The organism is Streptomyces sp. NPDC054866, from assembly GCF_053610745.1.
In genome coordinates this window covers 1,950,191-1,977,089 of sequence record NZ_JBSGZA010000001.1, presented here as the reverse complement: position 1 = coordinate 1,977,089, position 26,899 = coordinate 1,950,191, and the positions used below count along the sequence as shown (strand labels likewise).

The following is a 26,899-nucleotide window of genomic DNA, read 5'->3' as shown; positions in this document are numbered from 1 at the left end:
GAGGCCATGCGAACCCGGAGCCATCCATGCCCGACGCCATCGAACGTCCCACCCTCGATTCCACCCGTGCCCGCGCCCATGCCGCACGACAACTCCTGCTCGACCTCGGCGCCGAGACCCTCGACCACCCCGGCGGCACGCTCCTGGCCCACCTCGAACGCGTACGCCAACAGCTCGCCCACTGGAAAGCGCGGCCGACACTGCAACTGGCCGGACTGTGCCATGCGCTGTACGGCACCGACGGCTTCGCCCCGGCGCTGCTGCCGCTCGACCGGCGTGCGCAGGCCACCGCCGTCGTCGGCCCCGAAGCCGAGTCCGTCGTGTACCTCTACGCGAGCTGCGACCGGAGGGCCACGTACCCCGCCCTTGCCGACCGGGCCCCGCGTTTCCGGGACCGTTTCACCGGCCGCACCTTCACTCCGACCCGTCGCGAGTCGGAAGACTTCGCCGAGCTCACCGCGGCCAATGAACTCGACATCGCGCGCATCGACAGCGACTTCCGAGCCCAACGGGCCGCCGACCTGCTAAAACTGTTCACGCGCCTCCGCCCCCTGCTGAGCCCGGCGGCCTGGCAGGACTGCAAGACGGTCTTGACACCTCAGCCCTCAATCTCAACCCCGCCCCCACCCTCACCCTCACCCTCACCCTCACCCTCAACGTGAGGGTGAGCCGCCACTCGATGCGCCCAACGCCACCACGTCGCTCCACCTCGGCCACCCTCGCGCCCACACCCCGTGGCCAGATCCTTGCACTGCCTGGCCATCTGGCCACTCGTCCCCCACCCGGCCGCGGCGCAGGATCGATGGCATGAAGATTCTTTGGGTATTCGCACACCCCGAACCGCAGTCCCTCAACGGCTCCTTGCGTGACGACGGGATACAGGAACTGCGCGATCTCGGGCACGAGGTCCGCGAGTCCGATCTCTACGCGATGAAGTGGAAGCCGGTGGTGGACTCCGGCGACTTCCACCGCGAAACGGCCGACCGGCTCCTGATCGGCGCCGAGCAGGAACACGCCTACAGCGCGGCCGAGTTGACGGACGACATCACCGCCGAGCAGGAGAAGATCGCCTGGGCCGACGCACTGGTGTTCCAGTTCCCGCTGTGGTGGTTCGGGCCGCCCGCCATCCTCAAGGGGTGGTTCGACCGCGTGCTCGTGCAGGGGTTCGCCTTCGGGCTCCAGGACCACTCGGGGCGGACCCTGCGCTACGGGGACGGCGGTCTCGCCGGCAAGCGCGCCATGGTCATCACCACGGTCGGCGCGCGGGAGTCCGGCTTCGGGCCGCGCGGCATCCATGGGCAGCTGGACGAGGTGCTGTTCCCTGTGCTGCACGGCACCTTCTGGTACACGGGGATGGACGCGCTCCCCCCGTACGTCGTCTACGGAGCCGACCGCCTCGACAAAGCCGGCTACGACGACCGCGCGGCCGAACTCCGCGACCGGCTCCGCGCGCTGCCGGTCACCGAGCCGCTCCCCTACCGCCACGAACACCGCGGCGACTACGACGACGCACTCGTCCTGCACCCGGAGATCGAACCGACCCTCACCGGCATCGCAGCACACCGGCGTTCACCAGCTGATCCCGGCCGCCACCGGCAGGTGATCGCTGCCGGTCTCCGGCAGTACCCATGAGCTCTCCGGCTGCACGCCGCGGACCAGGATCTGGTCGATCCGCGCCATGGGGAAGGACGCCGGCCAGGTGAAGCCGAAGCCGTCGCCGGCCGCCTCCTGGGCCGAGTGCAGCTGTGAGGTGAAGCCGTCGAACGCGCGGTCGTCCGTGGTGCCGTTCAAGTCGCCGAGCACCACCATCCGCTCGTTCGTCTCGGCGGCGACTGCCTTGGCCAGCGCGTCCGCGCCGAAGTCGCGCGAGTCCGTCCAGAAGCCGTTCCTGGGCTGAAGCCGCACGGAACCCAGGTGCACCACGTACACCGCGAGCGGTCCCTGGTCCGTCGCCACCGTGGTGCGCAGCGCCCGGGGCGGGTCCTCCGGATGGTCGGCCGACCGAGTTCTCGCCAGTGGGCCGACATCGCCCCGCACCACGTCGACCGTCCGGGTGTCCGACAGCGGCAGCTTGCTCCACAGCCCGACCGTGCCCTTCACCGTGTGGTGCGGATACGCCTTCGCCAGCTCCTTCTCGTACGTGACCGTGGCCTGCGGAGTGATCTCCTCGAGGGCAAGCAGGTCCGCCCCGGACGCGGCCAGGTCGCGCGCGGTGCCCGCCGGGTCGGAGTTCTCGGCGTTGACGTTGTGGCTGACCACGGTGAGGTCGCCGCCCGACCGGGACTTGTCGAAGAGCAGCCCGCCGAAGAGGCTCAGCCACGCCACGGCCGGCAACAGCAGCGCGACCACCGCGGAGGCGGAGCGGCGCCACATCGCCCCGGCGAGCAGCACCGGGACGAACAGGCCGAACCACGGCAGGAACGTCTCCACCAGGCTGCCGAGGCCACCCCTGTCCGTGATCTGCGCGTGCAGGAGCATGAGCAGCCCGAGCAGCAGTGCCAGCGCGGCGAGCACCAGGCCGCGCTTCCAGGGTCCCGGCCGGGAAAGGATCTCGGCGCGCTCCTCGGCATCGACCTGCTGCCGCGCATCCGTGACTTCTCGTATTGCTTCACTCACTGGTCAGACGTCCTATTGGTGAAATGTGCCGGTGGTGCGGGCAGTTGAACGGCGATACGGAGTCCGCCCTCAGCGCGCGGGGTGACGGTGAGGGATCCGTCGTGCACCTCGGTGATCCGCTTGACGATGGCCAGGCCTAGGCCGACACCCGCGTGGTCGCTGCGAACGCGTTCGGTGCCGCGCTGGAACGGCTCGGTGAGAGTCGGGACGACCTGCGGGGAGAGCTTCGCGCCGCTGTTCTCGACCATGAGCACCACGGTCTCGGGACCGGCGACGGTCTCGATCCGTACCGTTCCCTTTTCGGGCAGGTTGTGCACGATCGCGTTGTGCAGCAGGTTCGTCGTCAGTTGCAGCAGGAGCGCCCCCGACCCGAAAGCCGGGGCGATGTCACCGGAGTTCTCGATGGTGACACCGCGCCTCTCGGCGAGCGGGAGCAGTGTCTCGGTGGCCTCTTCGACGAGCAGGGACAGGTCGACCGGTTCTCGGGTGAAGGACCTCTGGTCGGCGCGGCTGAGCACGAGCAGCGCCTCGGTGAGGTCGATCGCCCGGGAGTTGACGGCGTGCAGGCGGCCGATGATCTCGCCGAGGTCCTGTGCCGGGTCGTTGCGGGCCACGTCGAGAAGCGCCTGCGAGATCGCCAGCGGGGTGCGCAGTTCGTGCGAGGCGTTGGCCGCGAACCTCCGCTGTTCGGCGACGTGGGCTTCGAGTTGGGCGAGCATCGTGTCGAAGTCGTCGGCGAGTTCGCGGAACTCGTCCCTGCGGCCCGGCAGCCGGATCCGGTGCGAGAGTGACCCCTTTGTGGCCATGCGTGTGGCGTCCGTGATGCGGGTCATCGGGGCGAGCATGCGGCCGGCGAGGATCCACCCGCCCACGAGGCCGAACACCAGCAAGAACGCCATGACGGCGGCCGCCCTCGGAGCGAAGACGTCAAGGAGCGCGGACCGGACGGGGAAGACACCATGGGGGCTGTCATCGGGGTTGTAGAGCATCGCGCGATCGGGGACGTACCGGAGGAGGAACATCCACACCGCCGCGAGCAGCAGACCGCCGGCCAGCATGAGGAACCCGGCGTAGCTGAGGGTGAGCTTGAAGCGAACGCTGAACCCGGGCGCCCTATCCACGGTCTCCTCCCTCCTTGCCTTCGGTCTCGATGCGGTATCCGGCGCCAGGCACCGTGGCGATGACCCACGGTTCGCCCAGCCGCTTACGCAGTGCGGAGACCGTGATGCGTACGGCGTTGGTGAAGGGGTCCGCGTTCTCGTCCCAGGCCCGCTCCAGGAGCTCCTCGGCGCTGACGACACCGCCTTCGGCACCCACAAGCACTTCGAGCACGGCGAACTGCTTCCTGGTCAGTGCGACGTAGAGGCCGTTGCGGTAGACCTCGCGGCGGAACGGATCGAGCCGCAGACCCGCGAGCTCCCGCACGGGCGGCCTGTTGTGCGCGCGCCTGCGGTCGAGTGCTCTGAGCCTGAGCACGAGTTCCTGGAGCTCGAACGGCTTCGTGAGGTAGTCGTCGGCGCCGAGTTCGAAGCCGGTGGCCTTGTCGTCGAGACGGTCAGCAGCGGTGAGCATGAGAATCGGCATGCCGCTGCCGGAGGCGACAATGCTTCTGGCGACCTCGTCACCGGTGGGCCCGGGAATGTCCCGGTCCAGGACGGCGATGTCGTAGGCGTTGAAGCTCAGCAGTTCCAGAGCGGTGTCGCCGTCCCCCGCGATGTCCCCCGCGATGGCTTCCAGGCGCAGGCCATCACGGATGGCCTCGGCCATGTAGGGCTCGTCCTCGACGATCAGCACTCGCATGCTCCGAGGCTACGAGTCGGCCCATATCGTCGGCATATCGAAAACCGGATACGGGGCGGCAACACCGCGCTGCCTTGACTGCGGGCATGACCTACAACGAAACAGCGCGAACGACGCAAACAGCGCGAACGGCACGAACACCAGCCCGCCGTACCCGGTCGACCACCCTCGCCGCCCTGGCAGTCGTCAGCACGACACTCATGGGCGTCATCGGTTGCCAGTCATCGGCGCCCTCACCCTCTTCGACGGCGAAATCCTCCCCGGCCGCCTCCCCCAGCGACAGCCGTCACGGCAACCGCCCCGGTGCGCAGGGCGAGGCGGGTGGCGTCGTCTCCGACGGGGTGACCGTCTTCGATGACGAAGTCCCGGCCGTGGCCAACCTCGACCCCGATCTGCTCGATGCCCTCCGCCGGGCCGCGGAGGAAGCCGCGGACGACGAGGTCACGTTCTACGTCAACAGTGGCTGGCGTTCCCCGGAGTACCAGGACCAGCTGCTTCGCGAGGCCGTCTCCAAGTACGGCTCGAAAGAGGAAGCCGCCCGATGGGTGGCCACGCCGGACACCTCTCCTCACGTGTCGGGGGACGCGATCGACGTCGGGCGCTCCGACGCCACGGCGTGGCTGTCCGAGCACGGTGCCGACCACGGGCTGTGCCAGATCTACAGGAACGAGTCCTGGCACTACGAACTGCGCCCCGAAGCCATCGGTCAAGGCTGCCCGCCCCTGTATGCCGACCCCACACAGGACCCGAGGATGCGGCGGTGACGAGCTCCCACGTCGCGCGCCCGGCGCTACGAACCTAGTCGCGCCAAATAGGCGTCGACCATCGCGATCTGCCGCTCGGCGGGGAACTCCTGAGGTGCGAACAGCGCCTGGACGACCAGGCCGAGTACAAAGCTCTGGGCGGCCGCCGCGGTGTCGTCGGCCCTTTGGCCGGGCGGCAGTTCGCCCAGCTCCTGGGCTTGCGCGATGTGCCCGGCCATGCGCTCGCGCGCCCGGCGGTAGCGCTCGGCGTGCTCCTCGGCCAGCTCCGGATCGGCGAGCGCCACGTCCCAGGAGGCCACCCAGATGCGGTTGCTCGCGGCGCTCTCCGCGTCCAGCGGGAGGATGTCGAGCAGCGTCGCCCGCAGCATCACCAGACCGGAGGCCGCCCCGGCCCGCGCGGCCGCCGGGCGCGGGCGTTCGGCCGAGCGCCGGTCGAGTACTTCGAGGGCGTGTCTCAGCAGCGCGCGCTTGCTGGGGAAGTAATGCGTGAGCAGGCCGGTGGTGGCCCCCATCTCCGCGGCGACGGCGCGCAAGGTGAGGCCGCCGAAGCCGTGGGCGGCAAGGACTCGCCACACCGCCTGGGAGACCTCGGTCCTGCGGGCGTCATGGTCTGTACGGGCCGGCGGTGTCATAGCCGTTAGAGTACATACCCAACGTTCGTTACGTACCTGGTGCGTGCTGCCACGACACCCGCGCGCCCAGCCGGACAACCGCATAGGACCAGCCATGTACGCCATATCGCTGACCGAGAATGCCGAGCTCCGCATGCTGGAGCCCTGGCAGGACGCCGAGTTCCTGGCCCACATCGACCGGGCCCGCACCAACACCGACCCGTGGATCCCCTGGGCCTCGCGCTCCACCGACCTGGAATCCGCCCGCGCCACCCTCCAGAACTTCGCGGACAAGCAGGCCGCCGACGCCGGGCGGATCTACGGGATCTGGCGGGACGGCATCCTGATCGGTGGCGTGATGTTCGTGCATTTCGACGCCGAGAGGGGCAACTGCGAGATCGGCGTGTGGGCCGAGCCCGCGGGTGAGGGCCACGGCCTGATCAGCGCCTCGGTACGGCACTTGATCGCGTACGCGTTCGGCGAGCGCGGTATGCACCGCGTCGAGTGGTGGAACAGCGCCGGGAACACCCGCAGCCGAGCCGTCGCCCAGCGCATGGGCATGCACCTGGACGGCACCCTGCGCGAGCAATCGCTCTACAAAGGCGTCCGCCACGACATGGAGATCTGGTCCCTGCTCGCGCACGAGTGGCGGGGCGAGCAGGCCGCGGCGTGACGCACGCGCCGCGGACCGCGTGACGCATGCCCCTCAGGCCGCGAGTCGTTCCGCGAGGAGGAGCACGCCGATCAGGATCATGGCGGCGCCCGAGACGCGGGTGACGGCGCGCGCGGCCTTCGGGCGTGCACGCAGGATGGTGCGCGCCAGTACGCCCACGCACAGGTAGATCGCGGCGCAGCTGAGCGTGTGGACCAGGCCGAGCGTGCCGATCTGGGCCGCCAGTGGCCAACTGCCGTGCGGGGCGGTGAACTGCGGCAGCAGGGCCAGGAAGAGCAGGAGGGCCTTGGGGTTGAGGCCGCTTATCCCCACCCCCTTGAGGACCCGGGACCCCGCCGCTTCACTGTCGCCCTCCTGCGGTCCCGTCCCGGCGACGGCGGGCCGGGCGAGCGTCGTGGCGCCGAGCCACACGAGGTAGACGGCACCGAGAACGGTCAGGGCGGTGAGCACGGACGGCGTCCGCGCCACCACAGCCGCCACCCCGGCGGCGACCACGGCGGTCAGCGCGACGTAGCCGAGCAGAAGGCCACTGACGGCCGGTACCACGGACCGATCGCGGAGCCCGGCGTTGATCGCATAGGCCCAGTCCGCCCCCGGCACGAGGATGAGCAGGACTGAGACCGCCCAGAAGGCGGTGATGGAGCTGACAGCCACGACGTACTTCTCCCTCTCAAACAGGTTCTGAGTAGGAGATTAGTTCCGAATTGGCCAAAGGTGTTTCCAAGTATTGCCAGCCGAGGCAGCCGCAGTGGCAGAATCTTCCTCATGGATGATGTGGACCGGAAGATCCTTGCCGAGCTCCAGGAAGACGGCCGTCTGACGGTCACGGAACTGGCGGCCCGCGTACGGCTGAGCCTCTCCCCCTGTCACCGCAGGCTGCGCGAACTCGAACGCAGCGGAGCCATCCGCGGCTACCGCGCGATCCTGGACGCGCGCGCCGTGGGTCTGAGCTTCGAGGCGCTCGTCTTCGTCACCATGCGCCAGGAGGACCGCGACACCGTCTCCGCCTTCGAGCACGCCCTCACCGAGATCCCCGAGATCCTTCAGGCCGAGCGCCTCTTCGGTGATCCCGACTATCTCGTACGCATCCTCAGCAAGGACCTGCCCGCCTTCCAGCGGCTGTACGACGACAAGCTGGCGACCCTGCCCGGCGTGCAGCGCCTGAGCTCCACGCTCGTCATGAAGCACGTGGTGAACGAGCGCGCGCTGCCCCTGTGAACGCCAGCAACAGAACCAGCGGGTTCCACCAGGCCGTTGGGGCGGCATATCCGTGAATCAGCACCAGGGCCGGTGCGTTCGGCGAGGTGTGTTCGGCATGGCTCTGCATGGCCCCACCCTCACCGGTGGCGGCGCGTCACGTCTTGGACGAATGTTCCCCGCTGATCGCCGTCACAGGTGACCGGCGTCTGCCGTGTGGATGTCCGGCGGCGGCCCCAGCGCACCCGGCGTACAGCCCGCGAAGGCCGCTACGTCGCGATGCAGGTGGGACTGGTCGGCGTATCCGCACGCCACGGCGACCTCGGCGGCGCCGTGGCCCGCCGAAAGGCCTCGGACGGCACGGTCGAAGCGTACGAGCATCGCGGCGCGCTTGGGCGTCAGGCCCACCTGGGCGGTGAACCTCGACCACAGCCGCTTGCGGCTCCATCCGCACGACACCGCCAGGTCGCCGACCCGCACCTGGCCCCGGCGCGACACGATGCGCTCCCAGCTGGCGACGACCTCCGGATCCATCGACGGTGCCGACGCGTGCCGGCGTGCCAGGAACGCGTCCATCAGCGCGAAGCGGTCATCCCACTCCCTGGCGCTGGTCAACTGCTCGCGGAGCCGGGGCTCATGGCGCCCCCACAGTTCCTCCAGGCCGAACACGCCGCCGTCCAGGTCGGTGGGCGAGACGCCGAGGAGCGAGTAGGCGCTCACCGGGGACATGCGTACCTCTACGCAGTCCACGTGCTCCGCGCGGATGCGCGCCTCCCCCGGCGCGAGACCGGCGGCGAGACTCCTCAACTCCCGGTTGCCTGCGGTGTTCTCGACGGCCAGGGCTCCGTCGCCGAGCTCGATGACGACCGTCACGAGCGGCTGAGGGATGACCCGCATGTCGAGCCCGGTCGCCGCCCGGTCACGGAATCCCGCCACCACCACGCCCTCGAGCGGCGCCGCGCGGCGCGGGCACGCGACCTCCCACCCGCGCAGGCCGTCACCTTCGTACAGAACCGAGTCCACGCCTTCAAAGCTACCGGCTCGCCCGCGGCGACGCCCCCGCCTCCCTCCTCCGCTACGGCCCTCACCACTCGGCGAACGAGCCGTCCTCGTGCCGCCACACCGGGTTGTGCCAGTCGGCCTCGCTGTCGTCGGCCGCGCGCACCGCCGCCTCGTCGATCTCGATGCCGAGCCCCGGTCCGGTCGGGCGCAGGAGATGACCCTGATGGAAGCGGAACACCTCGGTGTCGGCGAGGTAGGACAGGACGTCTGCGCCGGTGTTGTAGTGGATGCCGATCGACTGTTCCTGGATGAGGAAGTTGGGGACGCTGACGGCGATCTGGAGGCTGGCGGCCAGCGACACGGGGCCCAGCGGGCAGTGCGGGGCGATGAGGGAGTCGAAGGTCTCGGCCAGGGAGGCGATGCGGCGGACCTCCGAGATGCCGCCCGCGTGGGACAGGTCGGGCTGCAGGACCGCGATACCGGCCTGGAGGGCAAGCAGCACGTCCTGCCGTGAGTACAGGCGCTCGCCGGTGGCGATCGGCACGGGTGAGGAGGCGACCAGGGCGGGCAGCAGGTGGCCGTACTCCGGCAGGAGCGGTTCCTCTACGAACATGGGCGCGAGCGGGGCCAGGTGAGGCAGCAACCGCCGGGCGTTCGCGGCGTGGAAGCGTCCGTGGAAGTCCAGCGCGAAGTCCCGTGCGGGGCCCAGGACTTCGCGGGCCGCCGCGGCACGGGTGACGATCTCGTCGATGTCGGCGACGGTGGCAAGGCGGTTCATGCGGCCGCTCGCGTTCATCTTCACCGCGGTGAAGCCCGCCTCGACCTGGGCCGTCACCTGCTCGGTGATGTCGGCGGGGCTGTCACCGCCCACCCAGCTGTAGGCGCGTACCCGCTCGCGGACCGGGCCGCCCAGCAGCACGTGCGCCGGCACGCCGAGCCGCTTGCCCGCGATGTCCCACAGCGCCTGGTCGAGTCCGGCCACCGCGCTGGAGAGGACAGGACCGCCCCGGTAGAAGGACCCCTTCGTCATCACCTGCCAGTGGTCCTCGATGCCCGACGGGTCCTTGCCGAGCAGAAGTTCGGCCAGCTCGCCGACGGCCGTACGTACGGTGGCCGCGCGCCCCTCGACCACCGGCTCGCCCCATCCGACCAGTCCCTCGTCGGTCTCCACGCGGCACAGGAGCCAGCGGGGCGGGACGGCGAACGTCTCGATACGGGTGATCTTCATCGGTGAACCTCCTTGGGCGGCTGGGCAGATGGCGGAGGGGCGGGGCAGGAGGGGCAGGACAGGAGGGCGTTGGCTCAGGCGGACGTCTTGAACACGCTCCATCCACCGTCGACGACGAGACTGGCCCCGGTGACGAAGGACGCCTCGTCGCTCAGGAGGAACGCCGCGCTCGCCGCGACCTCGTCCGGGCGGCCGAGGCGCCCCGCCGGGGTCTGCTCGATGCTGCGCGCCCGGTCGTCCGCGCCGATCGTGTCCCAGGCCCGGGTCAGGATGGGACCCGGCAGGAGCGCGTTGACCCGCACGCCGGGTGCGTACTCCACCGCGAGCTGGCGTGCGAGACCGGTCAGGCCCGCCTTCGCCGCCGCGTAGGCGGGACGTCCGGGCAGTCCCATGACTGCGTGCACCGACGAGACCAGGACGACCGCGCCGCGCGTGGCACGCAGGTCGTCCAGGCAGGCCCGTACGCCGAGGAACGCGCCGGTCAGCATCACGGCCAACTGCCGGTTCCAGTCCGCCGGTTCGATGGCGTCGGCCGCGCCGCCGCGCACCGTGTAGGCATTGCTGAGCAGGCCGGAAACCGGGCCGAAGCGGGCGCGGGCGGCCGCCACCGCCCGCGCCCAGGACTCTTCCTCCGCCACGTCACACGCCTCGAAGACCGCATGCCCGCCGCCCTCACGGATGGAACGTGCGGTGCGCTCGCCCTCCTCGGCATCCACATCGGCGATCACCACCCCGGCCCCTTCACCCGCGAGCCGCCGCGCGGTCGCCGCGCCGATGCCTTGGGCTCCCCCGCTCACGACCACGCAACGACCGACGAACCGCCGACTGGAGCCCGCAGCCGCGCCACTGACGGATCCGGCCGCCCCCGAGGAACCCAACGACCCCGACGACCCTGACGACTCAGCACTCACAGGCAACTCCCGCCCCTCGCACCGGCACACACGGCAGCAGACGACCCACCCACGCCATTAACCACCACCGGACACCTCGCCGCCAATACCCCCTCTCGGCCGACCGGGTCAGCGCCCGCAGGCATCACGCTCACACGGGATGGTTCGGGTGTGCGGCGAGGTCGATCGTGAAGGCCACCCGGTCGAGGCCGGGGCCGTCGTAGTCCGTTTTCACGCCGGACGCCGTGAAACCGAGCCGGGTGTGGAAGGACTGCGACGCGGTGTTCTGCGGGCTGGTGATGCAGTGCACGTATCGGCGGCCGTGCGAGCGGGCGAGGGCGAAGAAGGCTCGGTACAGGGCTCGTCCGATGCCTTGCCCGTGCAGGTCGGGATCGACGCCGACGAAGTGCACGTAGGCGACGTCGGGTTCGGTCTGCGACAGAAAGCCGACCAGGAAGGCCGCGACCTGTCCCCCGTCGGCCTCCGCCCCGTCGCGTTCGACCAGGAAGCTGGTGGTGGTGAAGTGCTGGAAGTAGAGCCTGGGCAGGAGCAGCGAGCGCTCCAGCGCCCCTGCGGGCCCTTTCAGGCCGCCCCACCACGCGTCCAGCACGCCGAGCACCCGCGGATGGTCTTCCTCGACCAGATGTCGCGCCGTCAGACCATCAGGAAGAAAGTCGATCATCGTTGCAGTGTGTCAGTCATCGGCGCCGTGCATGTCTCTACGCCGAATTCTGCCGCAGTCACACGCTCACACGGTCACACACGGCTGACCAGTGGAAACCCCTGGCCCTCGCTGTGGCTCTCGGCTAGGTTGACGCGGCCGATGATCGGCTGACTTGGGGGGAATCGGTGAACGGACGGCGAGCGGTGCCGATGCTGGCGGCAGCGGCCTTGGTGGTGATCCCGGCGCTGGCGGGCTGCGGCAACGAGGCGAACCAGACCCAGCAAGGGAAGAGCAAGACATCCCAGTCCGGATCCCCACACTCCTCGCGCTCCTCCCCTCCCCCCTCCCCCTCACGTACGCAGCAGACCCCCACCCCGGAGATCCTGCCGCCCACCGGCCCTGCGACCGCGCCCGGCCGCGACGCCGTCGCAGGTCCCCAACGGGTCTTCACCGGCGAAGAGTTGAAGAAGGCGATCCTGCCCGGCTCCACATTCGGCCGGCATCTGACGGGCGGCGACGAGTTCACGATGGCCTTCGAGAGCACCCTTCAGCAGCGGAAGGGGCGTTGGCAGTACTGCCTCAACGGGGACGAGACCCCGGCCTGGCTCGGCACGGCCACCTACCGCGGCACGGAGGCGGCGGCCCACACGCAGCGCGTCATCGGCAACGAGGGGGAAGCGGTGGCCGTGCAGTGGCTCGCGTCGCTGCCCGTGGCCTCGGCCCGCGACTACATGCGCCTCGAGCAGGACATCCGGCGACACTGCCGGTCCTTCTCCTCCGACATGGAGGCGGGCACGGCGGGCGAGGGGTACTCCGTGGAACCGCTGGAAGGGCTCGGCGACGAGGCGTACTTGGAGATCCACGAAATCAAGTACGAGGGCGATGTCCGCACCGAGTACACGGCTCACGTCCGCGTCGGCGGCGTGCTCGTCGCGGTCACAGGTGTCGCGGGCATTGCGGATCGAGACGACACCATCCGGTGGACCGCGCACCTCGCCCGGGAGGTGGGCAGCACGTTGTACGGCACCGGCCAGGGATGAGGACGTTCGCGGGTCTCGAAGTTCCCGAGGCAGATCTATCTCAACCCAGTCGAAATTCATGGGCCGGCGGCTTCGGCGTACCGCTCCGCATGCCGCTCTGCCACCTCGGCGCGCTGGGGCGAGACCGGCGCGGACCGTCGGTCCTTGCCCTTGCCCTTGTCCTTGCCCTTCTCCTTGCCCTTCGCGTCGTTTCCCCTCTCTCCGTCGCCCCTCCCTTCGTCATGGTCATGCCCGCGCGGCGCGCCCTTGCCGGCCTTCAAGGAGGGCTCGCCCCTCCCTTTGATCGACCGGGAATTCGGGGTGGCCGTCGAGGAGTCGAGCATCCATCGCTGCTCCGGAGATCCGTCACGGACCTTGGCCACGACATCCGCGCCCTTGCGCGACGAGGCAGGCGCGACCGCGAGACCTTCGTGCCATCGCGGCAGCAACTCCCCCAGCACGGTCAGGTCGTAGCGCACCTCGTCGGCGCGCGCGGCCGAAGGTGCCGCACACGCACCGATGACGATCACACCGTCGGCGCGGTGGGAGTCGAGGCAGAGTTGAGGACGAGTGACGCTGCTGAGCAGTCCGTTCTTGTCGTACGACCACTGCTGGCTCGCCGCGGCCGAGCACTTCGCCAGCTTCGCCTCGGCGCCGGGCTTCAGTTTGCCCCGGACGTCGAGGCACAGGTCCGCCGCCGCATTGCGGAGTCTGCCCTGGTCGGACCCGCCGGGGTGCCCCGCGGACGTGGGCGCGGACGTGGGCGCGGAAGCGCCGGCGGACGGCTCATCGGGATCCGCGCTCGGGCGGTCGTCGCGGCTTCCCGTCATGCCGGTCATTCCCCCTGCTCCTGCCGGGGGCACCGCCCCGCCACCGTCGCTGCCGTCCCCCGACGAGAGAGTGATGACGAGGACGGTGGCGAGCAGGGCCGCCGCTCCCAGCGCCGCTCCCGTGCGCAACGCCGTGGAGTGCGTGCGCGCCGACGCGAGCGTGCCGCCCGGCAGGAGGATGCGGGACGGCCTGGGGGCGGGGGGCGGCGGACGATGGCGTCCGCCACTGCCCGCGTGCCTGCCGCCGCGTCCGGGGGTTACGCCGCCACGCTTCGCGGCGCCCCCGCGCCCCGGCCGCGACTCCAGGTAGCGACGGGCTCCCCAGCCGAGTACCGCTTCGGCGAGGAGAGTGCCCAACTCGCCCTCCACATGGCCGAGTTGGTCGGCGACGTCACTGCAGTGGCGGCACGACGCCAGATGCTCCTGCACATCGGGCAGCAGGGTGCCACCACGGCGAATCGTGGCGTCGAGGATTCGGTTGTAGAGGGGGCATTCCTTGGTCGGCGCGAGTTCACGGTGACCGCGAACGATGCCTGCCCGGAATTGCTCACGCGCCTGCACGAGCGCGTCGGCAGCGAGGTCGGCGCTCAAGCCTGACAAACCAGCGGGTATGGATATGTGCTCGGCCTCGACCGCGGTGTGCCACAGCAGACACTGGGCAACTCCGGGAAGCGCCCAGAAGGAGCGTGCGGCGAGTCGCCGCTTTTCGGCTGTCATGGAGGTTGCCGCCCGCATACCGCGGCCACCGGTGGGTTTGCGGAGTTCCGGCATGAAGGCGGATATACGCTCGTCGACGGCCCACCCCCTGACCGTCTCCCGGACGGTCACCAGGAGATACGGACGCAGCGCGCCGCCCGGCTCGCCGCTCGCCAGGTGTCCGAGCATCTGATGGAAGGACGCCGTGGCGACCATCGAGGCCGAACTCGACCAACTGGCAAGGCAGATGGCGGAGTAGTCGTACGTCGCCCGCCAGTGCCGCGCGAGCAGGAGGGCGACGGGCTGGTCCGACTCCCCCTCCGAACGGCCTCGCAGTCGGGCGGCGAGGTTCATGTCGGACTCTTCGGAGTCCGCACCGGGACGAGGGGGGTGGGTCGGGCGTGGGGGGTGGGGGGATTGCACAGAACCTTTTCCTTCCAAGCCGAAAGACGGCGCACGGAAAACACACCCACCGAAAAGGGGCGCCTGATTGGTGCATACCTAAGGCTCACCGAGACGGGAAAATGGATCAGCAAACCGCAGGACCGTCCGAATACGGCCGACTGACGACCTTTTGGGTCGGCGACACGAATCTCGAACAGGAAAGGCGGGTCTGATCATTGCCTCGGCGCGAGGAAGCTCACCTTGGCACAGCCGACTCACGGGAAACAAGAAGTTCGAGTGACTTCCATTCGGGAAGAGAGAGGAACGCTGGCGTTACCTGCGGTACTCGCACCCGCTTTCGAAATCGGCCTTCAGGAAGCCCGCGAGGTCGTCCTGGACGGAGCCGAGGAGTTCCCCCAACTCCGCCCGGGGGATGTCGATGTGGAGCTCCTCGTGGCGGGCGGCATCAGGCCGGAGTCGGATGATGTCCCCCGCGTGCTCGGCGCGCGGTTCGGGATCATGGCCGAGCCAAGGCTCTTCGCCCTTCAACAGGCCGAGCCAGTCCCGCCAGTTCTCCAGTCCGAAGCAGCATCCGGGAGAGACCGTAACCCCGGTGACGGTGTCCCGGATCCTCAGACCGCCGGGAGCGACGACACACTCAGCTGCCAACAGACGGCGCACGCGCTCCATGCCGTCCTCGGCGTGGCGCTCCCCGCGCTTGCGAGGCCCCTTGTTGTAGCTGACCAAGACCGCCATGGCCGTGCCGACCTGACGTGACGACAGGTCACCGGACAGCCTCAGAAGTCGGTCTTCGGGAAGGCCGGAAACGGGCCACAGAGCAAAGCCCTTGGCCTCGTAGGCCTCCAACACGGCATCCATGATCAGCACGCCCCCAGTCTCCCCCGCCGGCCGTTACGGTCGCCTCCCCTTTTGCCCGGGGGAATAAAGTGATCCGTGGCGGCGGGCCGAGGGTCACGCCAAAGTGACCTGCATGCCGCCCTCGGTCAGAACATCGAGTACTGCGGCGAACAGGTCGCAGGGCAGGCCGCCCGGTGTCAGGCGCCGGGACAGGTTCTCGCGTGCGGTCGCGGCGTCCCGCCAGAGAAGAGTTGCTGGGGCGGTGTAGCCGAAGGTGCCGTGCAGGCAGTCGTCGAGGGCTGCCAGGCAGCCGCCGAAGTAGCCGCCCGGCCCGTTCACCGCCTCGCCGAGCGCCAGGTAGAGGCCCGGTTGGTCGGTGACGTGCCTGCCGTCGAGTTCGTAGGCGTGACCGGCCGGCCGGTCAGCGTGCGGGCGTCGGCAGCCTCGCTCCCGTACGAGTTCGAGCCAGGCCTCGCGACGCCGGGTGTCGAGGGCGGCCCAGGTGCCCAGGGTGTCCGGTGGCCCGGCGAACCACCGCTCCCACATGGGCCGGGCGTATTCAGGAACGGGCGTGAAGTGCCCCGCGTCGAGCTCCAGGTCGATCAGGTTCGTCCCGTGGGAGGAGGGGTGCCAGGCTCTGACTTGGGGCCACAGCAGCCGATCGGTGAGCAACTCGCCCTGGTCATCGTGCATTTCCAGGGCGGCCTCTTCCAGGTCCAGCGCCCGCCGGGTGCCCCTCCTCAGAGCCGCTCGCAGCCGATCGCTTTGGGCGAGCCCCCGCAGGACGAGCGGGGGCGCCGCTTGCTCGGGCGGCAGAACGAGTGCGAATTCCCGGCAGGTGCCCAGCCACCGGGACTCGTCATGCACGCGGACGGGGCCCCGATAACCCTCGGGTGGCCCTTCGCAGTCGTCCAGACCTGTGAGTACGAGGCTGTCCGTGCCGGGGAGTCGCCCCAGGCTCTCCGCGTCTTCCAACAGCCAGGGATCCAGTCCCTCGTCGTCAGGCACCAGCCACACCCGGCTGCCGACCCAGCCCCGCGCCTCGCCGCCCTCCGGGGCCCACCCGAACAGTTCGTAGGTCCCGCGCCGGGGCTCCCCGAAAAGTCCGTCCACCGCGGCACAAACGCCCCATGGGCGGTCATGCTCGGTCTCTGTCAGCGTGTACCGCCCGTACCCGCGAGACTCACTGCCCTTTTGCACGTCGGGCATCATGTCTGGCCCAGGCTTCCGAGCCGGTCGCGCTGGATGGCATGGGCCAGAGCGCGACGTACGGACGCCGAGCCCGTGGCGGTGGTCCTCGCGGGGATGTCGAGGTGGCGGCTGATCTCGTCGTACGCCTTCCGGTGAGCGCCCGGGAGTTGTGCGTGATGCTCTCTCAAGTCCTCTTCCAGGAGTCGTCGCAGCTCGTCGATGCTCTGGGGAGTGAAGCGCTTCTTTCCCCGGCCGAGGGCATTCACGTAGCGGGTGCAGTGGGCACTCTCGTCCAGGGTCTCGGAGACGACCTCGGCAAGGCCCCACAGGCGCCCTTCGAGCCAGGGAAGATCTCGCTGGTCGAGGTGGAGCTCCATCGGCGGCGGCCGGTCGCCCGTCCTGTACTTCGCCACTTGCTTGGACACGGCGGGCTGACTCATGTCCGCGAGCTCGGCGATCTTGTCCTGCGTCCAGCCGAGTTCGAAGAACAGCTTGATCATCTCCGCGCGCAGCTTCCGCATCTCCTCACCCGCGCGAATCACCTCGTTCATGCCGGCAAGCATCCGCTCGGCCTGCCCCTCGGTCAGCGCCCCGGAGCCCTCGTGTGCGTCTTCTCCACCTGCCATGGGTCGGTTATACAGGTCAGCACCCTCCCCCGCATAACCGGGTTGTATAACTTGGTTATTACTGCCAGGATCCGTCTCATGCCCACCTACTTCGCGCCTGACGGAACCCAGCTCGCCTACCACGTACAGGGAAGCGACGTACGCCAAGACGGCGACCCTGTCATCTGCATCCCCGGCGGTCCCGCCGGCTCCCGCTACCTCGGCGACCTCGGTGGTCTGTCCGCGCACCGGCAGCTCATCGTCCTGGACACCCGCGGCACCGGCCGGTCCGCGGTTCCCGAAGATCCCGCCTCCTACCGGTGCGACCGCCTCGTCGAGGACGTCGAGGCCCTGCGCGCGCACCTCGGGCTCCACCGGATGGACCTGCTCGGCCACTCCGGCGGCGCGAACGTCGCGACGCAGTACGCGGCCCGGTACCCCGGGAACGTCAACAAGCTCGCCCTGATCGGCCCCGGCACCCGAGCCGTCGGCATCGACGTCCCTGGTGAGATGCGACGTGAGCTCGCGCTGTCACGGAAGGGCGAGCCGTGGTTCCCGTCGGCGTTCGCCGCCCTGGAGGCGATCACGAACGGCACCGGCACGGACTGGGAGGCCATCAGCCCCTTCTTCCACGGCCGGTGGGACGCCGCCGCGCAGCACCACCACTCCACAAGTCAGCCGGTCAACATGGAAGCCGTCACCGGCTTCGCGGCAGCGGGCGCCTTCGACCCGGAGGCCACTCGCGCGGGGCTCGCGAGCTGTCGGATGCCGGTGCTGCTGCTCACCGGAGAGTTCGACATGAACAGCCCTCCGCAGGCGGTCGCCGAGTTCGCGGCGCTGTTCCACGACGCGACGTTCGTCGTGCAGTCGGCATCGGGGCACTATCCCTGGCTCGACGACGCCGAGCGGTTCGTGGCGACCACGGCGGCGTTCCTGGGGTAGCGGCCTCCCACGTGTGACCAGCTCGAATCAGGTCACACGTGGTGCATGACGCGTTTCGTGGTGGTCGGCCTGTTGACGGCCTGCGCAGTGAGCGGTGTGCTGCTCGCCCTCCTGGCATCCCCCTGGTGGTGGCTGGCCGCGGCCCCCTTCCTGGCCGTGGCGCTGACGGGCACGTACGACCTGGTGCAAGGGCGGCACTCCGTGCTGCGGAACTATCCCGTGCTCGGCCATCTGCGGTTCCTCATGGAGACGCTGCGCCCGGAGCTTCAGCAGTACTTCGTGGAGCGCGACTACGACGGCAGGCCCTACGACCGCGACACCCGCAGCATCGTCTACGAACGGGCCAAGGGGGTCGCCGCCGAGGAACCGTTCGGCAGCGAGCTGGACATGGACGCCCGCGGCTACGAGTTCCTCGTGCCGTCCATGGCACCGGCGGGCGTGCCCGACGAGCCGCCCCGCGTACGGATCGGCGGCCCCGACTGCACCGCCCCGTACGACATGGCTCTCCTCAACGTCTCGGCGATGAGCTTCGGCTCGCTCTCCTCCAACGCCATCGTGGCCCTGAACACGGGTGCGGCACGCGGCGGTTTCGCACACGACACCGGCGAGGGCGGTCTGTCCACGCACCACCTGCGGCCCGGCGGCGACCTCGTCTGGGAGATCGGCACCGGCTACTTCGGCTGCCGCACCCGTGACGGGGATTTCGACGCACGGCAGTTCGCCGAGAAGGCCGCCCACCCTTCCGTGCGCTGTGTGTCGCTCAAGCTGTCGCAGGGCGCGAAACCGGGGATCGGTGGTGTCCTGCCCGGCAGCAAGGTCAACGCCGAGATCGCTTCGGTACGGGGCGTGCCCGAAGGCGAGACCGTCGTCTCGCCGCCGTACCACCGCGTCTTCTCCACCCCTCGCGAACTCGTCCAATTCCTCGCCCGGATGCGGGAGCTTGCGGACGGCAAGCCGGTGGGCTTCAAGCTGTGCCCCGGGTCCCGGACCCAGTTCCTCGCCGTGTGCAAAGCCATGGCTGCGGAGGAGATCACCCCGGACTTCATCGTCGTGGACGGTGCGGAGGGCGGCACGGGTGCGGCGCCGCTGGAATTCGCCGACCACCTCGGCATGCCGCTCACCGAAGGCCTCTTCACCGTGCACAGCGCCCTGACGGGCACGGGCCTGCGGGAGAGGATCCGCCTCGGCGCCAGCGGCAAGGTGGCGACGGGCTCCGACATCGTCAAGCGCCTCCTCCTGGGCGCCGACTACACCAACGCGGCCCGCGCGATGATGTTCGCCGTCGGCTGCATCCAGGCCCAGCGCTGTCACACCAACCGCTGCCCGACCGGCGTCACCACCCAGGACCCGCACCGTGCGCGTGCTCTCGACGTCGTCGACAAGGCCGCGCGCGTCACGCGCTACCAACAGGCCACAGTCCACAGCGCCCTTCAGATCATGGCCGCGATGGGCGTCCGCGACACCACGGAACTGGGCCCGCATCTCCTGCGACGCCGCGAGGACCACGGCGAGTTCCGGTCCTACGCCGAGCTGTACGAGTGGCTCTCCCCCGGCGAACTGCTCACCGCACCGCCCGCGAGCTGGGCCGCCGACTGGCGGGCGGCGGATCCGGACACCTTCGCCGCCTGACGACCGCACCCCCTGCCGCCATCCCTGTCTGCCGATCGAAAAAGAGAGGAACACCTGATGACCCGCACCGTCTCGCGCGTGGTGATCGACGCCCTGGAAGAACTCGGCGTGCGCCATGTCTTCGGCGTCGTCGGGGACGCCCTGAACCCCTTCACCGACGCCATCCGCGACAGCAAGTCCGTCGAATGGGTGGGCTGCCGCCACGAGGAGGCCGCCTCCTTCGCCGCCGGCGCCCAGTCACAGCTCACCGACACCCTCGGTGTCTGCATGGGCACCGTGGGCCCGGGCTCCGTACACCTGCTCAACGGTCTGTACGACGCCGCCAAGAGCGGCACCCCGGTGCTCGCCATCGCCGGACAGGTGCCGCTCTCGGAGGTGGGCACCGACTACTTCCAGGAGGTCGACAACGACCTCCTCTTCCGCGATGTCGCCGTCTTCCGTGCCACCGTCACCTCCCCCGAGCAGATGCCAGGCCTGCTGGAGATCGCCGTACGCAACGCGATCGGGCGCCGCGGTGTGGCCGTACTGACGGTCCCCGGCGACATCGGCGACAAGGAGCTGCCGAACGACCGGGCGGCCCGGCTGTCCGTCGCGCAGTCCGCGAACCGGCCCGACGATCCGGTGCTCGACGAGGCGGCCGCCGCCCTCTTCGACGGCGGCAAAGTCACCATGCTGGTCGGCCGCGGAGCGCGCGGCGCCCGCGAGGACGTCCTGGCCCTCGCGGAGCGGTTGGCGGCGCCCATGGTGCTCACGCTCAAGGCGAAGGAAGGCTTCGAGGGCGACAACCCCTACCAGGTCGGCCAGACAGGGCTGATCGGCAATCCGGCCGCCGCGCACGCGATGGACCATGCCGACACTCTGCTGCTGCTCGGCACGGACTTTCCGTACCGGGACTGGTACCCCCAGGGCAAGAAGGTCGTCCAGGTCGATCGGGTCGCCGAGCACATCGGCAGGCGTGTCCCGGTCGACGTGGCCCTCGCCGCCGATGTCGGCCCCACCGTGCGCGGGCTCCTGGAGCGCCTGGAGCGGCGCCCGGAACGCGAACACCTGGACGAGGCGCGGGAGAAGTTCACCAAGTGGCAGCAGGGACAGCAGCGGCTTGCCGCGCCCGGTCACGACAAGGGGCTGATCGGCAAGGTGCGCTCCGCCCTCGACAACCGGGACCATCTGGTACGTCCGGAAGCCCTGGCCGCGGCGGTGGACGCCCTGGCGGCCGACGACGCCGTGTTCACCTCGGACACCGGCATGGCCACCGTGTGGCTCTCGCGCTTCGTGGAGATGCGCGGCTCCCGTCGCCTGCTCGGCTCGTACAACCTCGGTTCGATGGCCAACGCGATGCCGCAGGCGATCGGCGCGCAGCTCCTCGACCCCGACCGGCAGGTCGTCGCCTTCTGCGGCGACGGCGGTCTCGGGATGTTGCTCGGCGACCTCATGACCATCCGCAGCCGGCGGCTGCCGGTGAAGCTCGTGGTCTTCGACAACCAGCGGCTCGGGATGGTGAAGCTGGAGCAGGAGGAGGCGGGGCTTCCGGAGTTCGGCACCGAACTCGACAACCCGGACTTCGCGGCGGTCGCCGAGGCCCTCGGCATCACCGGTATCCGGGTGAACCGGGCCGAGGAACTCGCGGAGGGTGTCGGCCGGGCCTTCGCCACGCCGGGGCCTGTCCTCCTGGACGTCCTCACCAACCCCGAGGAGATCGCCGTGCCGGGCAAGCCGACCGTCCAGCAGGGCTGGGGGTTCGCCATCGCCAAGGTCCGCGAGAACCTCACGAGCCCCGGCGGCCACTGAGAAACGGAAGCATTCGTCACGTATTGGCGGCGCCAAGTCGGGCACTCGGACACGGTCCAGCGATAGACCCACCCAAGGAGAGCACCACGGAGAGCTCGGCCCTCAGCCTGGAGGACCGTTGTGGAATAAATGGCCATAACGAGGGAAAAGCCGCAAGATGGACTCGACGCGAGTACGCCGCCGAATCCGCCACGCCACAGACACCCACCGAAAGGCACTCGTACCTCATGAGCGACGTCACAGGTAAGGCGACCACCACGGACGCCGGCGTTCCGGTCGAAAGCGATGAGCACTCGCTCACCGTCGGCGCCGGTGGCCCCATCCTGCTCCAGGACTCCTATCTGATCGAACAGATGGCGCAGTTCAACCGGGAGCGGATTCCTGAGCGGCAGCCGCACGCCAAAGGCAGCGGCGCCTTCGGTCACTTCGAAGTCACCGGAGACGTCAGTTCCTACACGAAGGCCGCCCTCTTCCAGCCGGGCACGCGCACCGACCTGGTGATCAGGTTCTCCACCGTCGCCGGCGAGCGCGGGAGCCCGGACACCTGGCGCGACCCGCGCGGATTCGCGGTGAAGTTCTACACCACCGAGGGCAACTACGACATGGTGGGGAACAACACCCCGGTCTTCTTCGTGAAGGACCCGATGAAGTTCCAGCACTTCATCCGGTCCCAGAAACGCCGGGCGGACAACAACCTCCGCGACCACGACATGCAGTGGGACTTCTGGACCCTCTCGCCCGAGTCCGCCCACCAGGTCACGTGGCTGATGGGCGACCGGGGCATCCCGCGCACCTGGCGCCACATGAACGGCTACACCTCGCACACCTACATGTGGATCAACACGCAGGGCGAGCGGTTCTGGGTGAAGTACCACTTCAAGACCGACCAGGGCGTCGAGCACTTCACGCAGCACGAGGCCGACCAGATGGCCGCGGCCGACACGGACTACCACACCCGTGATCTCTTCGAGCACATCCGGGACGGGGAGTACCCCAGCTGGACCCTGTACGTGCAGCTCATGCCGTACGAGGACGCGGCCACCTACCGCTTCAACCCGTTCGACCTGACCAAGGTCTGGCCGCACGGTGACTACCCCCTGGTCGAGGTCGGCAAGATGACCCTGGACCGCAACCCCACGGACAACCACGCCGAGATCGAGCAGGCGGCCTTCCAGCCGAACAACCTGGTCCCCGGCATCGGCCCGAGCCCCGACCGCATGCTCCTCGCGAGGCTGTTCTCCTACGCCGACGCACACCGCCACCGCATCGGCGGCAACTACCAGCAGCTCCCGGTCAACGCCCCGATCGTGCCGCTGCACTCGTACTCCAAGGACGGGGCGATGGCCTACCGCAAGGTCACCGACCCGGTCTACGCACCGAACTCCAAGGGCGGCCCGGCCGCCGACACGGACCGCTACGGCTCCCCGCCCAGCTGGTACGCGGACGGTGACATCACCCGCGCCGCCTACGTCGACCACGCCGAGGACGACGACTGGGGCCAGCCGGGCACCATGGTGCGCGAGGTCCTGGACGACGCCGCGCGCGACCGCCTCGTGGACAACGTCGTGGGGCACCTGCTCAACGGAGTGAGCGAACCCGTGCTCGTCAGGGCCTTCGAGTACTGGTCGAACATCGACAAGTCCATCGGCCAGCGCATCGAGCAGGGCGTGCGCGCCAAGGCGAACGAGAAGGACCCCAAGGCCGCGCAGCAGGCCAACCCGGCCCGCAGCAGCATGCAGGACAAGGCCTGACCGACCCTGACCGACCCACACGCGTCGGCCGCTGCCTGTGGGGGCAGCGGCCGACGCGCATGTGTGGCGCCGGGCCCTCACTCCTCCGGCACCGCGAAGTCGCACCAGACGGCCTTGCCCTCACCTCGCGGCTCGATGCCCCAGCGCGAGGCGACCGCCTCCACCAGGAGCAGGCCACGGCCGGAGGTGGCGGTCTCCACCGGGGACCTCTTGCGGGGGCGGGTGCTTGAGCGGTCCTTCACCCAGAGGCGGACACGGCGAGGCGGGCCCGTGAGCACCTCGAGCGTGAGGATGGCGCCCCCTTCGGTGTGGACCAGGGAGTTGACGAGCAGTTCGCCCGCGGCCACTTCGACGTCGTCGGCGACCGCTCCAAGACCCCACGCCGCGAGGTGCCCCCGTAGCGCCGCGCGCGCGTCGGCGAGTCCTTCGGGGTCGGCCTGGTGGACGTACCGGTGGATGCGCGGCTCCTGGAGCGTGCCGGGGTCGGGGAGCCTGCGCAGGACCAGGAGCGCCACGTCGTCGCTGCTGCCCCACCTCTTCCACAGCGCGCGCGAGAGGTGGTCCGCCAGGTCCTCCGCGCTCTCGGGTCCCGCGGACAACTCCTGGGCGAGGTTCTGGATGCCGGTGTCGAGATCGAGGCTTGCGTCCTCCACGAGCCCGTCCGTGCACAGCACCATGGTCTCGCCCGGCACCACGTCGAGCCGCACCTCGGGATAGTCCTCCATGCCGAACTCGGTGGCGAGGCCCAGCGGCAGCCCGCCCCGGACCCGTGGCACGCCCACGCGCCCGTCCACATGCCGCACGAGAGGCGGCAGATGTCCGGCCCGCACCGCGCGCACGATGCCGGTGGCGGGGTCGAACTGGGCATAGGTGCAGGTGGCGAAGCGCTCGGTGTCCAGCTCGGCCAGGAAGCGGGAGGCGCGCGAGAGGACCGTCGCGGGCGGGTGCCCCTCACCGGCGAAGGCCCGCAGGGCGATGCGAAGCTGCCCCATGATGGCCGCGGCGTGGGTGTCGTGTCCCTGTACGTCGCCGACGACCACGCCGATGCGTCCGCGGGGCAGGGTGATGACGTCGTAGAAATCGCCTCCGACGTCGCGACCGCCCCAGGCGGCGTGATAGCGCACGGCGACCTCGGAGTCCGCGACGTCGGGGATACCGCGCGGCAACATCGTGGCCTGGAGACTCTTGGCGAGGTCGCGTTCCTCGTCGAACAGCATGGCGCGCTGCAGCGACTGGGCGACGATGCCGGAAAGCCCGATGCAGAGGTTGCGGTCGGCGTCGGTGAAATCCTTCCGGCCGCGGTAGAAGAGCGCGAGTCCCCCGATGGCGCGGTCCTGCGCGACCAGAGGCAGGAACGCCGCCGAGTCGAGCTGCATGTGCTCGATGTAGGGCCGCAGGCGGGTGAAGCGCCGACCGAGGTCGGGCAGCGAGCCCACGAAGCGGGGCTGGCGGGTCACGACGGCCTCGGCGAGCGGCAGCGATTCGTCGACCTTGTGCAGCTTGAGTTCGTCGAGGGCCTGCATCGTCTGGCCCACCAGGGCGATCAGCTTCAGGTTCTCGCCCTCGACCAGGCCGAGGACCAGGCCGTCGGCGGCGAACCGGTCGAGGCCGCTCGCGCCGGAAAGCACGGCCACCACGTCGTCGACGGTGACGGCCCGGGAGAGGGCCTGCGTGGTGCCCTGCACCATCAGGGCGACGCCCTGCCTGCGCTCCTCCCTGGGGTCGGTCGCCGCGAGCTGGGCCCCGTCGTCCGAGGCGGTCCGCACGATGCCGACGGCGCGCACGGCCCGGCCCGCGTCGTCGCGCAGGATGCGCCCACGGACGTGCGTGAGGTGCACCGAGCCGTCGCGGTGGCGGACACGGAAGTAGACGCCGTAGAGGTCCACGCCCGTGGTGTCCGCCTCCGTGACGGCGAAGCTGATGCGGACGGCCTCCTCCGGGGGCACGCGTCCCCGCAATGAGGTGACCCGGCCGTGGAACTCGTCGGGTCGCAGGCCGAGCACCGCGAGGGCGCCGGCGCCGAGCCCGAGCCCACCGGTCTCCAGGTCCCAGTCGAAACTGCCCATGCCGGTCAGGAGCAGGCACTGTTCCAGGTCGATGGGTGACTTCTTGGCTGACGTCATGGCTGTCTCCATATGCCGCTCGGTCACCATAAGCGCCAGGAGTCCCGGGCGCGCGGCCGTAGCGCTCCGGCCCACCCGCCCACAGCCGTCGCGGAAAGTGGACATCAGCCTTCCGGTGATCCATCGCGGCAACGGGGTAACCGGGTGTTCCGCGGCCCGACTGCCGCGGAAGACGACGGGAGGGCGTGGACGCGCCTTCAGGGAGGAGCAGACGTGGTGAGGGGCAGCAGAACCATGGCGGCCGCGGTCGCCGGAGCGGCGTTAGTGGCTCTGGCCGGTTGCGGTGGCGACGCATCGGACGACAAGCCCGAGCAGCCGTTCGCGGGCAAGAGCGCCGATCAGATTGCGGCTGACGCGGTCAAGGCGACAGAGCAGGCCGACTCGATGCACATGAAGGGAACCGTGCAGCAATCGGCGGGTTCCACGATGACCGTCGACCTGTCGGTGGACAACAGCAAGAACTGTGACGGCAGCATCCGGGCGGAGGGCACGTCGGCGGACGTCCGCAACGCGAAGGGGACGTTCTACCTGCGGGGCGACGAGAAGTACTGGCAGAAGGCCCTCAAGGGTCAGGCCGGCAGCGACAAGATCGTGCCGAAGGTGGCCGACAAGTGGGTGAAGGCCCCCGCCGACGACGCGACGTCGAAGAGCCTGTGCGACAAGAAGGCGCTCATGGCTTCGATGGACAAGGACAAGTCGGAGCGCAAGGGCATGAAGAAGGGCTCGACGACGGACGTCGACGGAGCCGAGACGATCCGGCTGACGAAGAAGACCTCCGGCGGCGAGACCCTCACGATGTACGTGGCCACCGAGGGCAAGCCGTACATCCTGCGTACGACGTCGAAGGGCGGCGAGGAACCCAACACCGCCACCTTCAGCGACTACGGCAAGGCGGTCAGCCCCGAGGCGCCCGCGCCCGGTGAGACCGTCGACCTCAAGGAGCTTGCCGCGTCCGCACAGAAGGCGTGACGTCTGATCGGCGGAGTGACGTTCTCGCATGGTGCGTCCCTCGGCTCGCATGGTGCGTCCCTTGAGGGGTACCGGAGCTCCATGCCTCACCGGCCCGGAGAACCCGTGGCCATTCCCCGTGCAGAAAGAGGTGCGTATGTCCGCGTCCCTGCTCGAGTCCGTCGATGTCCGGGCGCCGGTTTCCGTCGCCTGGCAGCTGTGGAGCGACGTGGCCCGCTGGCCCTCCTTCCTCAGCCATGTACGGCTGGTCGAGCCGATGGACGAGCGACGCTTCGCGTGGCAGCTGGAACTGCCCGGTGCGGAGAAAAACTTCGTCGCCGAGCTCACCGAGGTGGTGCCCGAGAACCGGATCGCCTGGCACACCATCGAGGGGGTGGACCACGCGGGTGTGGTGACCTTTCACCGCCTCAGCGACACAACGAGCCGAGTGACGCTCCAAGTCGAGTACGACCCCAAGGGCTTCGTCGAACACCTCGGCGCTCTGACCAATCTCGACTCCACCCTGGCCAATTACGACCTGGGTGAGTTCCAGAAGCTCGCCGAGAAGACGGCAACCGGCTAGCCCCCTGACGGGGCCACTGACGAGAGGGCGGGGGGGGGCCGCAGCCCCCACTGCGCGCCCCGCGCCCCCCGCGGGGCCCGGGCGCAGCCCCCCCGCGCGCCAGAACG

Annotated in this window: 26 protein-coding genes; 12 read left to right on the top strand and 14 right to left on the bottom strand. The window is 69.7% G+C overall.

The genetic code is table 11. The features are described from left to right. Window positions 1-26: 26 nt before the first annotated feature. On the top strand, window positions 27-662 hold the full coding sequence (locus tag ACWGI2_RS08610; protein ID WP_453694603.1) for a DUF6817 domain-containing protein: 636 nt from the start codon (window positions 27-29) through the stop codon (window positions 660-662). Between the two features lie 145 nt (window positions 663-807). Further along, window positions 808-1,632: an NAD(P)H-dependent oxidoreductase gene (locus ACWGI2_RS08605; RefSeq protein WP_453694602.1), complete on the top strand. Its 825-nt coding sequence runs from the start codon at window positions 808-810 to the stop codon at window positions 1,630-1,632. On the opposite strand, the gene ACWGI2_RS08600 is transcribed toward ACWGI2_RS08605, so the two are convergent. Genes ACWGI2_RS08600 through ACWGI2_RS08590 form a run of 3 tightly spaced genes read right to left on the bottom strand, consistent with a single transcriptional unit; the run spans window position 1,570 to window position 4,416 of the window. Continuing rightward, window positions 1,570-2,616, bottom strand: coding sequence for an endonuclease/exonuclease/phosphatase family protein (locus ACWGI2_RS08600; protein ID WP_453694601.1), 1,047 nt, complete (start codon window positions 2,614-2,616; stop codon window positions 1,570-1,572). The genes ACWGI2_RS08605 and ACWGI2_RS08600 overlap by 63 nt on opposite strands. Then, complete coding sequence (locus tag ACWGI2_RS08595; RefSeq protein ID WP_453694600.1) at window positions 2,613-3,737, bottom strand: sensor histidine kinase; 1,125 nt, start codon at window positions 3,735-3,737, stop codon at window positions 2,613-2,615. The genes ACWGI2_RS08600 and ACWGI2_RS08595 overlap by 4 nt, the downstream gene beginning before the upstream one ends. Then, window positions 3,730-4,416, bottom strand: coding sequence for a response regulator transcription factor (locus ACWGI2_RS08590; RefSeq protein ID WP_453694599.1), 687 nt, complete (start codon window positions 4,414-4,416; stop codon window positions 3,730-3,732). Before ACWGI2_RS08590 ends, ACWGI2_RS08595 begins: the two co-directional genes overlap by 8 nt. A gap of 200 nt (window positions 4,417-4,616) precedes the next feature. On the opposite strand from ACWGI2_RS08590, the gene ACWGI2_RS08585 reads away from it, so the two are divergent. Continuing rightward, complete coding sequence (locus tag ACWGI2_RS08585) at window positions 4,617-5,180, top strand: M15 family metallopeptidase (protein ID WP_453694598.1); 564 nt, start codon at window positions 4,617-4,619, stop codon at window positions 5,178-5,180. Between the two features lie 26 nt (window positions 5,181-5,206). On the opposite strand, the gene ACWGI2_RS08580 is transcribed toward ACWGI2_RS08585, so the two are convergent. Continuing rightward, complete coding sequence (locus ACWGI2_RS08580) at window positions 5,207-5,812, bottom strand: TetR/AcrR family transcriptional regulator (RefSeq protein WP_453694597.1); 606 nt, start codon at window positions 5,810-5,812, stop codon at window positions 5,207-5,209. A 94-nt stretch (window positions 5,813-5,906) separates the two neighbouring features. Here ACWGI2_RS08580 and ACWGI2_RS08575 point away from each other — a divergent pair, with 94 nt between their 5' ends. Next, entirely contained in the window at window positions 5,907-6,464 is a 558-nt protein-coding gene (locus ACWGI2_RS08575) for a GNAT family N-acetyltransferase (RefSeq protein WP_453694596.1), read from the top strand. A 33-nt stretch (window positions 6,465-6,497) separates the two neighbouring features. Here ACWGI2_RS08575 and ACWGI2_RS08570 read toward each other — a convergent pair whose 3' ends face one another. Next, on the bottom strand, window positions 6,498-7,118 hold the full coding sequence (locus ACWGI2_RS08570) for a LysE family transporter (RefSeq protein ID WP_160509436.1): 621 nt from the start codon (window positions 7,116-7,118) through the stop codon (window positions 6,498-6,500). A gap of 111 nt (window positions 7,119-7,229) precedes the next feature. Here ACWGI2_RS08570 and ACWGI2_RS08565 point away from each other — a divergent pair, with 111 nt between their 5' ends. Then, a complete protein-coding gene (locus ACWGI2_RS08565; RefSeq protein WP_453398843.1) occupies window positions 7,230-7,682 on the top strand; it encodes an Lrp/AsnC family transcriptional regulator in 453 nt (150 codons plus the stop codon). Between the two features lie 171 nt (window positions 7,683-7,853). On the opposite strand, the gene ACWGI2_RS08560 is transcribed toward ACWGI2_RS08565, so the two are convergent. The 4 genes from ACWGI2_RS08560 to ACWGI2_RS08545 all read right to left on the bottom strand — a co-directional run bounded on the left by ACWGI2_RS08560 (window position 7,854) and on the right by ACWGI2_RS08545 (window position 11,463). Continuing rightward, complete coding sequence (locus ACWGI2_RS08560; RefSeq protein ID WP_453694595.1) at window positions 7,854-8,684, bottom strand: helix-turn-helix domain-containing protein; 831 nt, start codon at window positions 8,682-8,684, stop codon at window positions 7,854-7,856. 61 nt (window positions 8,685-8,745) lie between these two features. Further along, window positions 8,746-9,891 (bottom strand): galactonate dehydratase, encoded by a 1,146-nt coding sequence (gene dgoD, locus ACWGI2_RS08555; RefSeq protein ID WP_453694594.1) that lies wholly within the window; start codon window positions 9,889-9,891, stop codon window positions 8,746-8,748. Between the two features lie 74 nt (window positions 9,892-9,965). Continuing rightward, window positions 9,966-10,694, bottom strand: a complete 729-nt coding sequence (locus tag ACWGI2_RS08550) for an SDR family NAD(P)-dependent oxidoreductase (RefSeq protein WP_453694593.1) — start codon at window positions 10,692-10,694, stop codon at window positions 9,966-9,968. A 238-nt stretch (window positions 10,695-10,932) separates the two neighbouring features. Then, a complete protein-coding gene (locus ACWGI2_RS08545) occupies window positions 10,933-11,463 on the bottom strand; it encodes a GNAT family N-acetyltransferase (protein ID WP_453694592.1) in 531 nt (176 codons plus the stop codon). A gap of 167 nt (window positions 11,464-11,630) precedes the next feature. Here ACWGI2_RS08545 and ACWGI2_RS08540 point away from each other — a divergent pair, with 167 nt between their 5' ends. Next, window positions 11,631-12,485, top strand: coding sequence for a hypothetical protein (locus ACWGI2_RS08540; RefSeq protein ID WP_453694591.1), 855 nt, complete (start codon window positions 11,631-11,633; stop codon window positions 12,483-12,485). Window positions 12,486-12,541: 56 nt separating this feature from the next. Here ACWGI2_RS08540 and ACWGI2_RS08535 read toward each other — a convergent pair whose 3' ends face one another. From ACWGI2_RS08535 to ACWGI2_RS08520, 4 genes are all read right to left on the bottom strand, one after another. After that, entirely contained in the window at window positions 12,542-14,344 is a 1,803-nt protein-coding gene (locus ACWGI2_RS08535) for an RICIN domain-containing protein (RefSeq protein WP_453694590.1), read from the bottom strand. A 363-nt stretch (window positions 14,345-14,707) separates the two neighbouring features. Further along, window positions 14,708-15,262 (bottom strand): hypothetical protein, encoded by a 555-nt coding sequence (locus ACWGI2_RS08530; protein ID WP_453694589.1) that lies wholly within the window; start codon window positions 15,260-15,262, stop codon window positions 14,708-14,710. Between the two features lie 84 nt (window positions 15,263-15,346). After that, window positions 15,347-16,444, bottom strand: a complete 1,098-nt coding sequence (locus ACWGI2_RS08525) for a barstar family protein (protein ID WP_453694588.1) — start codon at window positions 16,442-16,444, stop codon at window positions 15,347-15,349. Further along, window positions 16,441-17,049, bottom strand: a complete 609-nt coding sequence (locus ACWGI2_RS08520) for a sigma-70 family RNA polymerase sigma factor (RefSeq protein ID WP_453694587.1) — start codon at window positions 17,047-17,049, stop codon at window positions 16,441-16,443. Before ACWGI2_RS08520 ends, ACWGI2_RS08525 begins: the two co-directional genes overlap by 4 nt. Window positions 17,050-17,127: 78 nt before the next feature. Here ACWGI2_RS08520 and ACWGI2_RS08515 point away from each other — a divergent pair, with 78 nt between their 5' ends. The 4 genes from ACWGI2_RS08515 to ACWGI2_RS08500 all read left to right on the top strand — a co-directional run bounded on the left by ACWGI2_RS08515 (window position 17,128) and on the right by ACWGI2_RS08500 (window position 23,138). After that, window positions 17,128-17,970, top strand: coding sequence for an alpha/beta fold hydrolase (locus tag ACWGI2_RS08515; RefSeq protein ID WP_453694586.1), 843 nt, complete (start codon window positions 17,128-17,130; stop codon window positions 17,968-17,970). A gap of 45 nt (window positions 17,971-18,015) precedes the next feature. Beyond that, complete coding sequence (locus ACWGI2_RS08510) at window positions 18,016-19,599, top strand: FMN-binding glutamate synthase family protein (RefSeq protein ID WP_453694585.1); 1,584 nt, start codon at window positions 18,016-18,018, stop codon at window positions 19,597-19,599. A 57-nt stretch (window positions 19,600-19,656) separates the two neighbouring features. Further along, window positions 19,657-21,387, top strand: a complete 1,731-nt coding sequence (locus ACWGI2_RS08505; protein WP_453398855.1) for a thiamine pyrophosphate-dependent enzyme — start codon at window positions 19,657-19,659, stop codon at window positions 21,385-21,387. A gap of 227 nt (window positions 21,388-21,614) precedes the next feature. Next, window positions 21,615-23,138 (top strand): catalase, encoded by a 1,524-nt coding sequence (locus tag ACWGI2_RS08500; protein ID WP_453694584.1) that lies wholly within the window; start codon window positions 21,615-21,617, stop codon window positions 23,136-23,138. A gap of 77 nt (window positions 23,139-23,215) precedes the next feature. On the opposite strand, the gene ACWGI2_RS08495 is transcribed toward ACWGI2_RS08500, so the two are convergent. Then, window positions 23,216-25,261 (bottom strand): SpoIIE family protein phosphatase, encoded by a 2,046-nt coding sequence (locus ACWGI2_RS08495; protein ID WP_453694583.1) that lies wholly within the window; start codon window positions 25,259-25,261, stop codon window positions 23,216-23,218. Between the two features lie 216 nt (window positions 25,262-25,477). On the opposite strand from ACWGI2_RS08495, the gene ACWGI2_RS08490 reads away from it, so the two are divergent. Further along, on the top strand, window positions 25,478-26,230 hold the full coding sequence (locus tag ACWGI2_RS08490; protein WP_453398858.1) for a hypothetical protein: 753 nt from the start codon (window positions 25,478-25,480) through the stop codon (window positions 26,228-26,230). Between the two features lie 136 nt (window positions 26,231-26,366). After that, entirely contained in the window at window positions 26,367-26,792 is a 426-nt protein-coding gene (locus ACWGI2_RS08485) for an SRPBCC family protein (RefSeq protein ID WP_453398859.1), read from the top strand. Window positions 26,793-26,899 lie beyond the last annotated feature (107 nt).

Bases quoted from the DNA above. Each gene is read 5' to 3' on its own strand.
- ACWGI2_RS08565 (WP_453398843.1), top strand. From the start codon at position 7,230: ATGGATGATGTGGACCGGAAGATCCTTGCCGAGCTCCAGGAAGACGGC.
- ACWGI2_RS08590 (WP_453694599.1), bottom strand. From the start codon at position 4,416: ATGCGAGTGCTGATCGTCGAGGACGAGCCCTACATGGCCGAGGCCATC.
- ACWGI2_RS08500 (WP_453694584.1), top strand. From the start codon at position 21,615: ATGAGCGACGTCACAGGTAAGGCGACCACCACGGACGCCGGCGTTCCG.
- ACWGI2_RS08495 (WP_453694583.1), bottom strand. From the start codon at position 25,261: ATGACGTCAGCCAAGAAGTCACCCATCGACCTGGAACAGTGCCTGCTC.
- ACWGI2_RS08515 (WP_453694586.1), top strand. From the start codon at position 17,128: ATGCCCACCTACTTCGCGCCTGACGGAACCCAGCTCGCCTACCACGTA.
- ACWGI2_RS08580 (WP_453694597.1), bottom strand. From the start codon at position 5,812: ATGACACCGCCGGCCCGTACAGACCATGACGCCCGCAGGACCGAGGTC.
- ACWGI2_RS08610 (WP_453694603.1), top strand. From the start codon at position 27: ATGCCCGACGCCATCGAACGTCCCACCCTCGATTCCACCCGTGCCCGC.
- ACWGI2_RS08605 (WP_453694602.1), top strand. From the start codon at position 808: ATGAAGATTCTTTGGGTATTCGCACACCCCGAACCGCAGTCCCTCAAC.
- ACWGI2_RS08520 (WP_453694587.1), bottom strand. From the start codon at position 17,049: ATGGCAGGTGGAGAAGACGCACACGAGGGCTCCGGGGCGCTGACCGAG.
- ACWGI2_RS08485 (WP_453398859.1), top strand. From the start codon at position 26,367: ATGTCCGCGTCCCTGCTCGAGTCCGTCGATGTCCGGGCGCCGGTTTCC.
- ACWGI2_RS08575 (WP_453694596.1), top strand. From the start codon at position 5,907: ATGTACGCCATATCGCTGACCGAGAATGCCGAGCTCCGCATGCTGGAG.
- ACWGI2_RS08505 (WP_453398855.1), top strand. From the start codon at position 19,657: ATGACCCGCACCGTCTCGCGCGTGGTGATCGACGCCCTGGAAGAACTC.
- ACWGI2_RS08525 (WP_453694588.1), bottom strand. From the start codon at position 16,444: ATGATGCCCGACGTGCAAAAGGGCAGTGAGTCTCGCGGGTACGGGCGG.
- ACWGI2_RS08535 (WP_453694590.1), bottom strand. From the start codon at position 14,344: ATGAACCTCGCCGCCCGACTGCGAGGCCGTTCGGAGGGGGAGTCGGAC.
- dgoD (WP_453694594.1), bottom strand. From the start codon at position 9,891: ATGAAGATCACCCGTATCGAGACGTTCGCCGTCCCGCCCCGCTGGCTC.
- ACWGI2_RS08585 (WP_453694598.1), top strand. From the start codon at position 4,617: ATGGGCGTCATCGGTTGCCAGTCATCGGCGCCCTCACCCTCTTCGACG.
- ACWGI2_RS08545 (WP_453694592.1), bottom strand. From the start codon at position 11,463: ATGATCGACTTTCTTCCTGATGGTCTGACGGCGCGACATCTGGTCGAG.
- ACWGI2_RS08510 (WP_453694585.1), top strand. From the start codon at position 18,016: ATGACGCGTTTCGTGGTGGTCGGCCTGTTGACGGCCTGCGCAGTGAGC.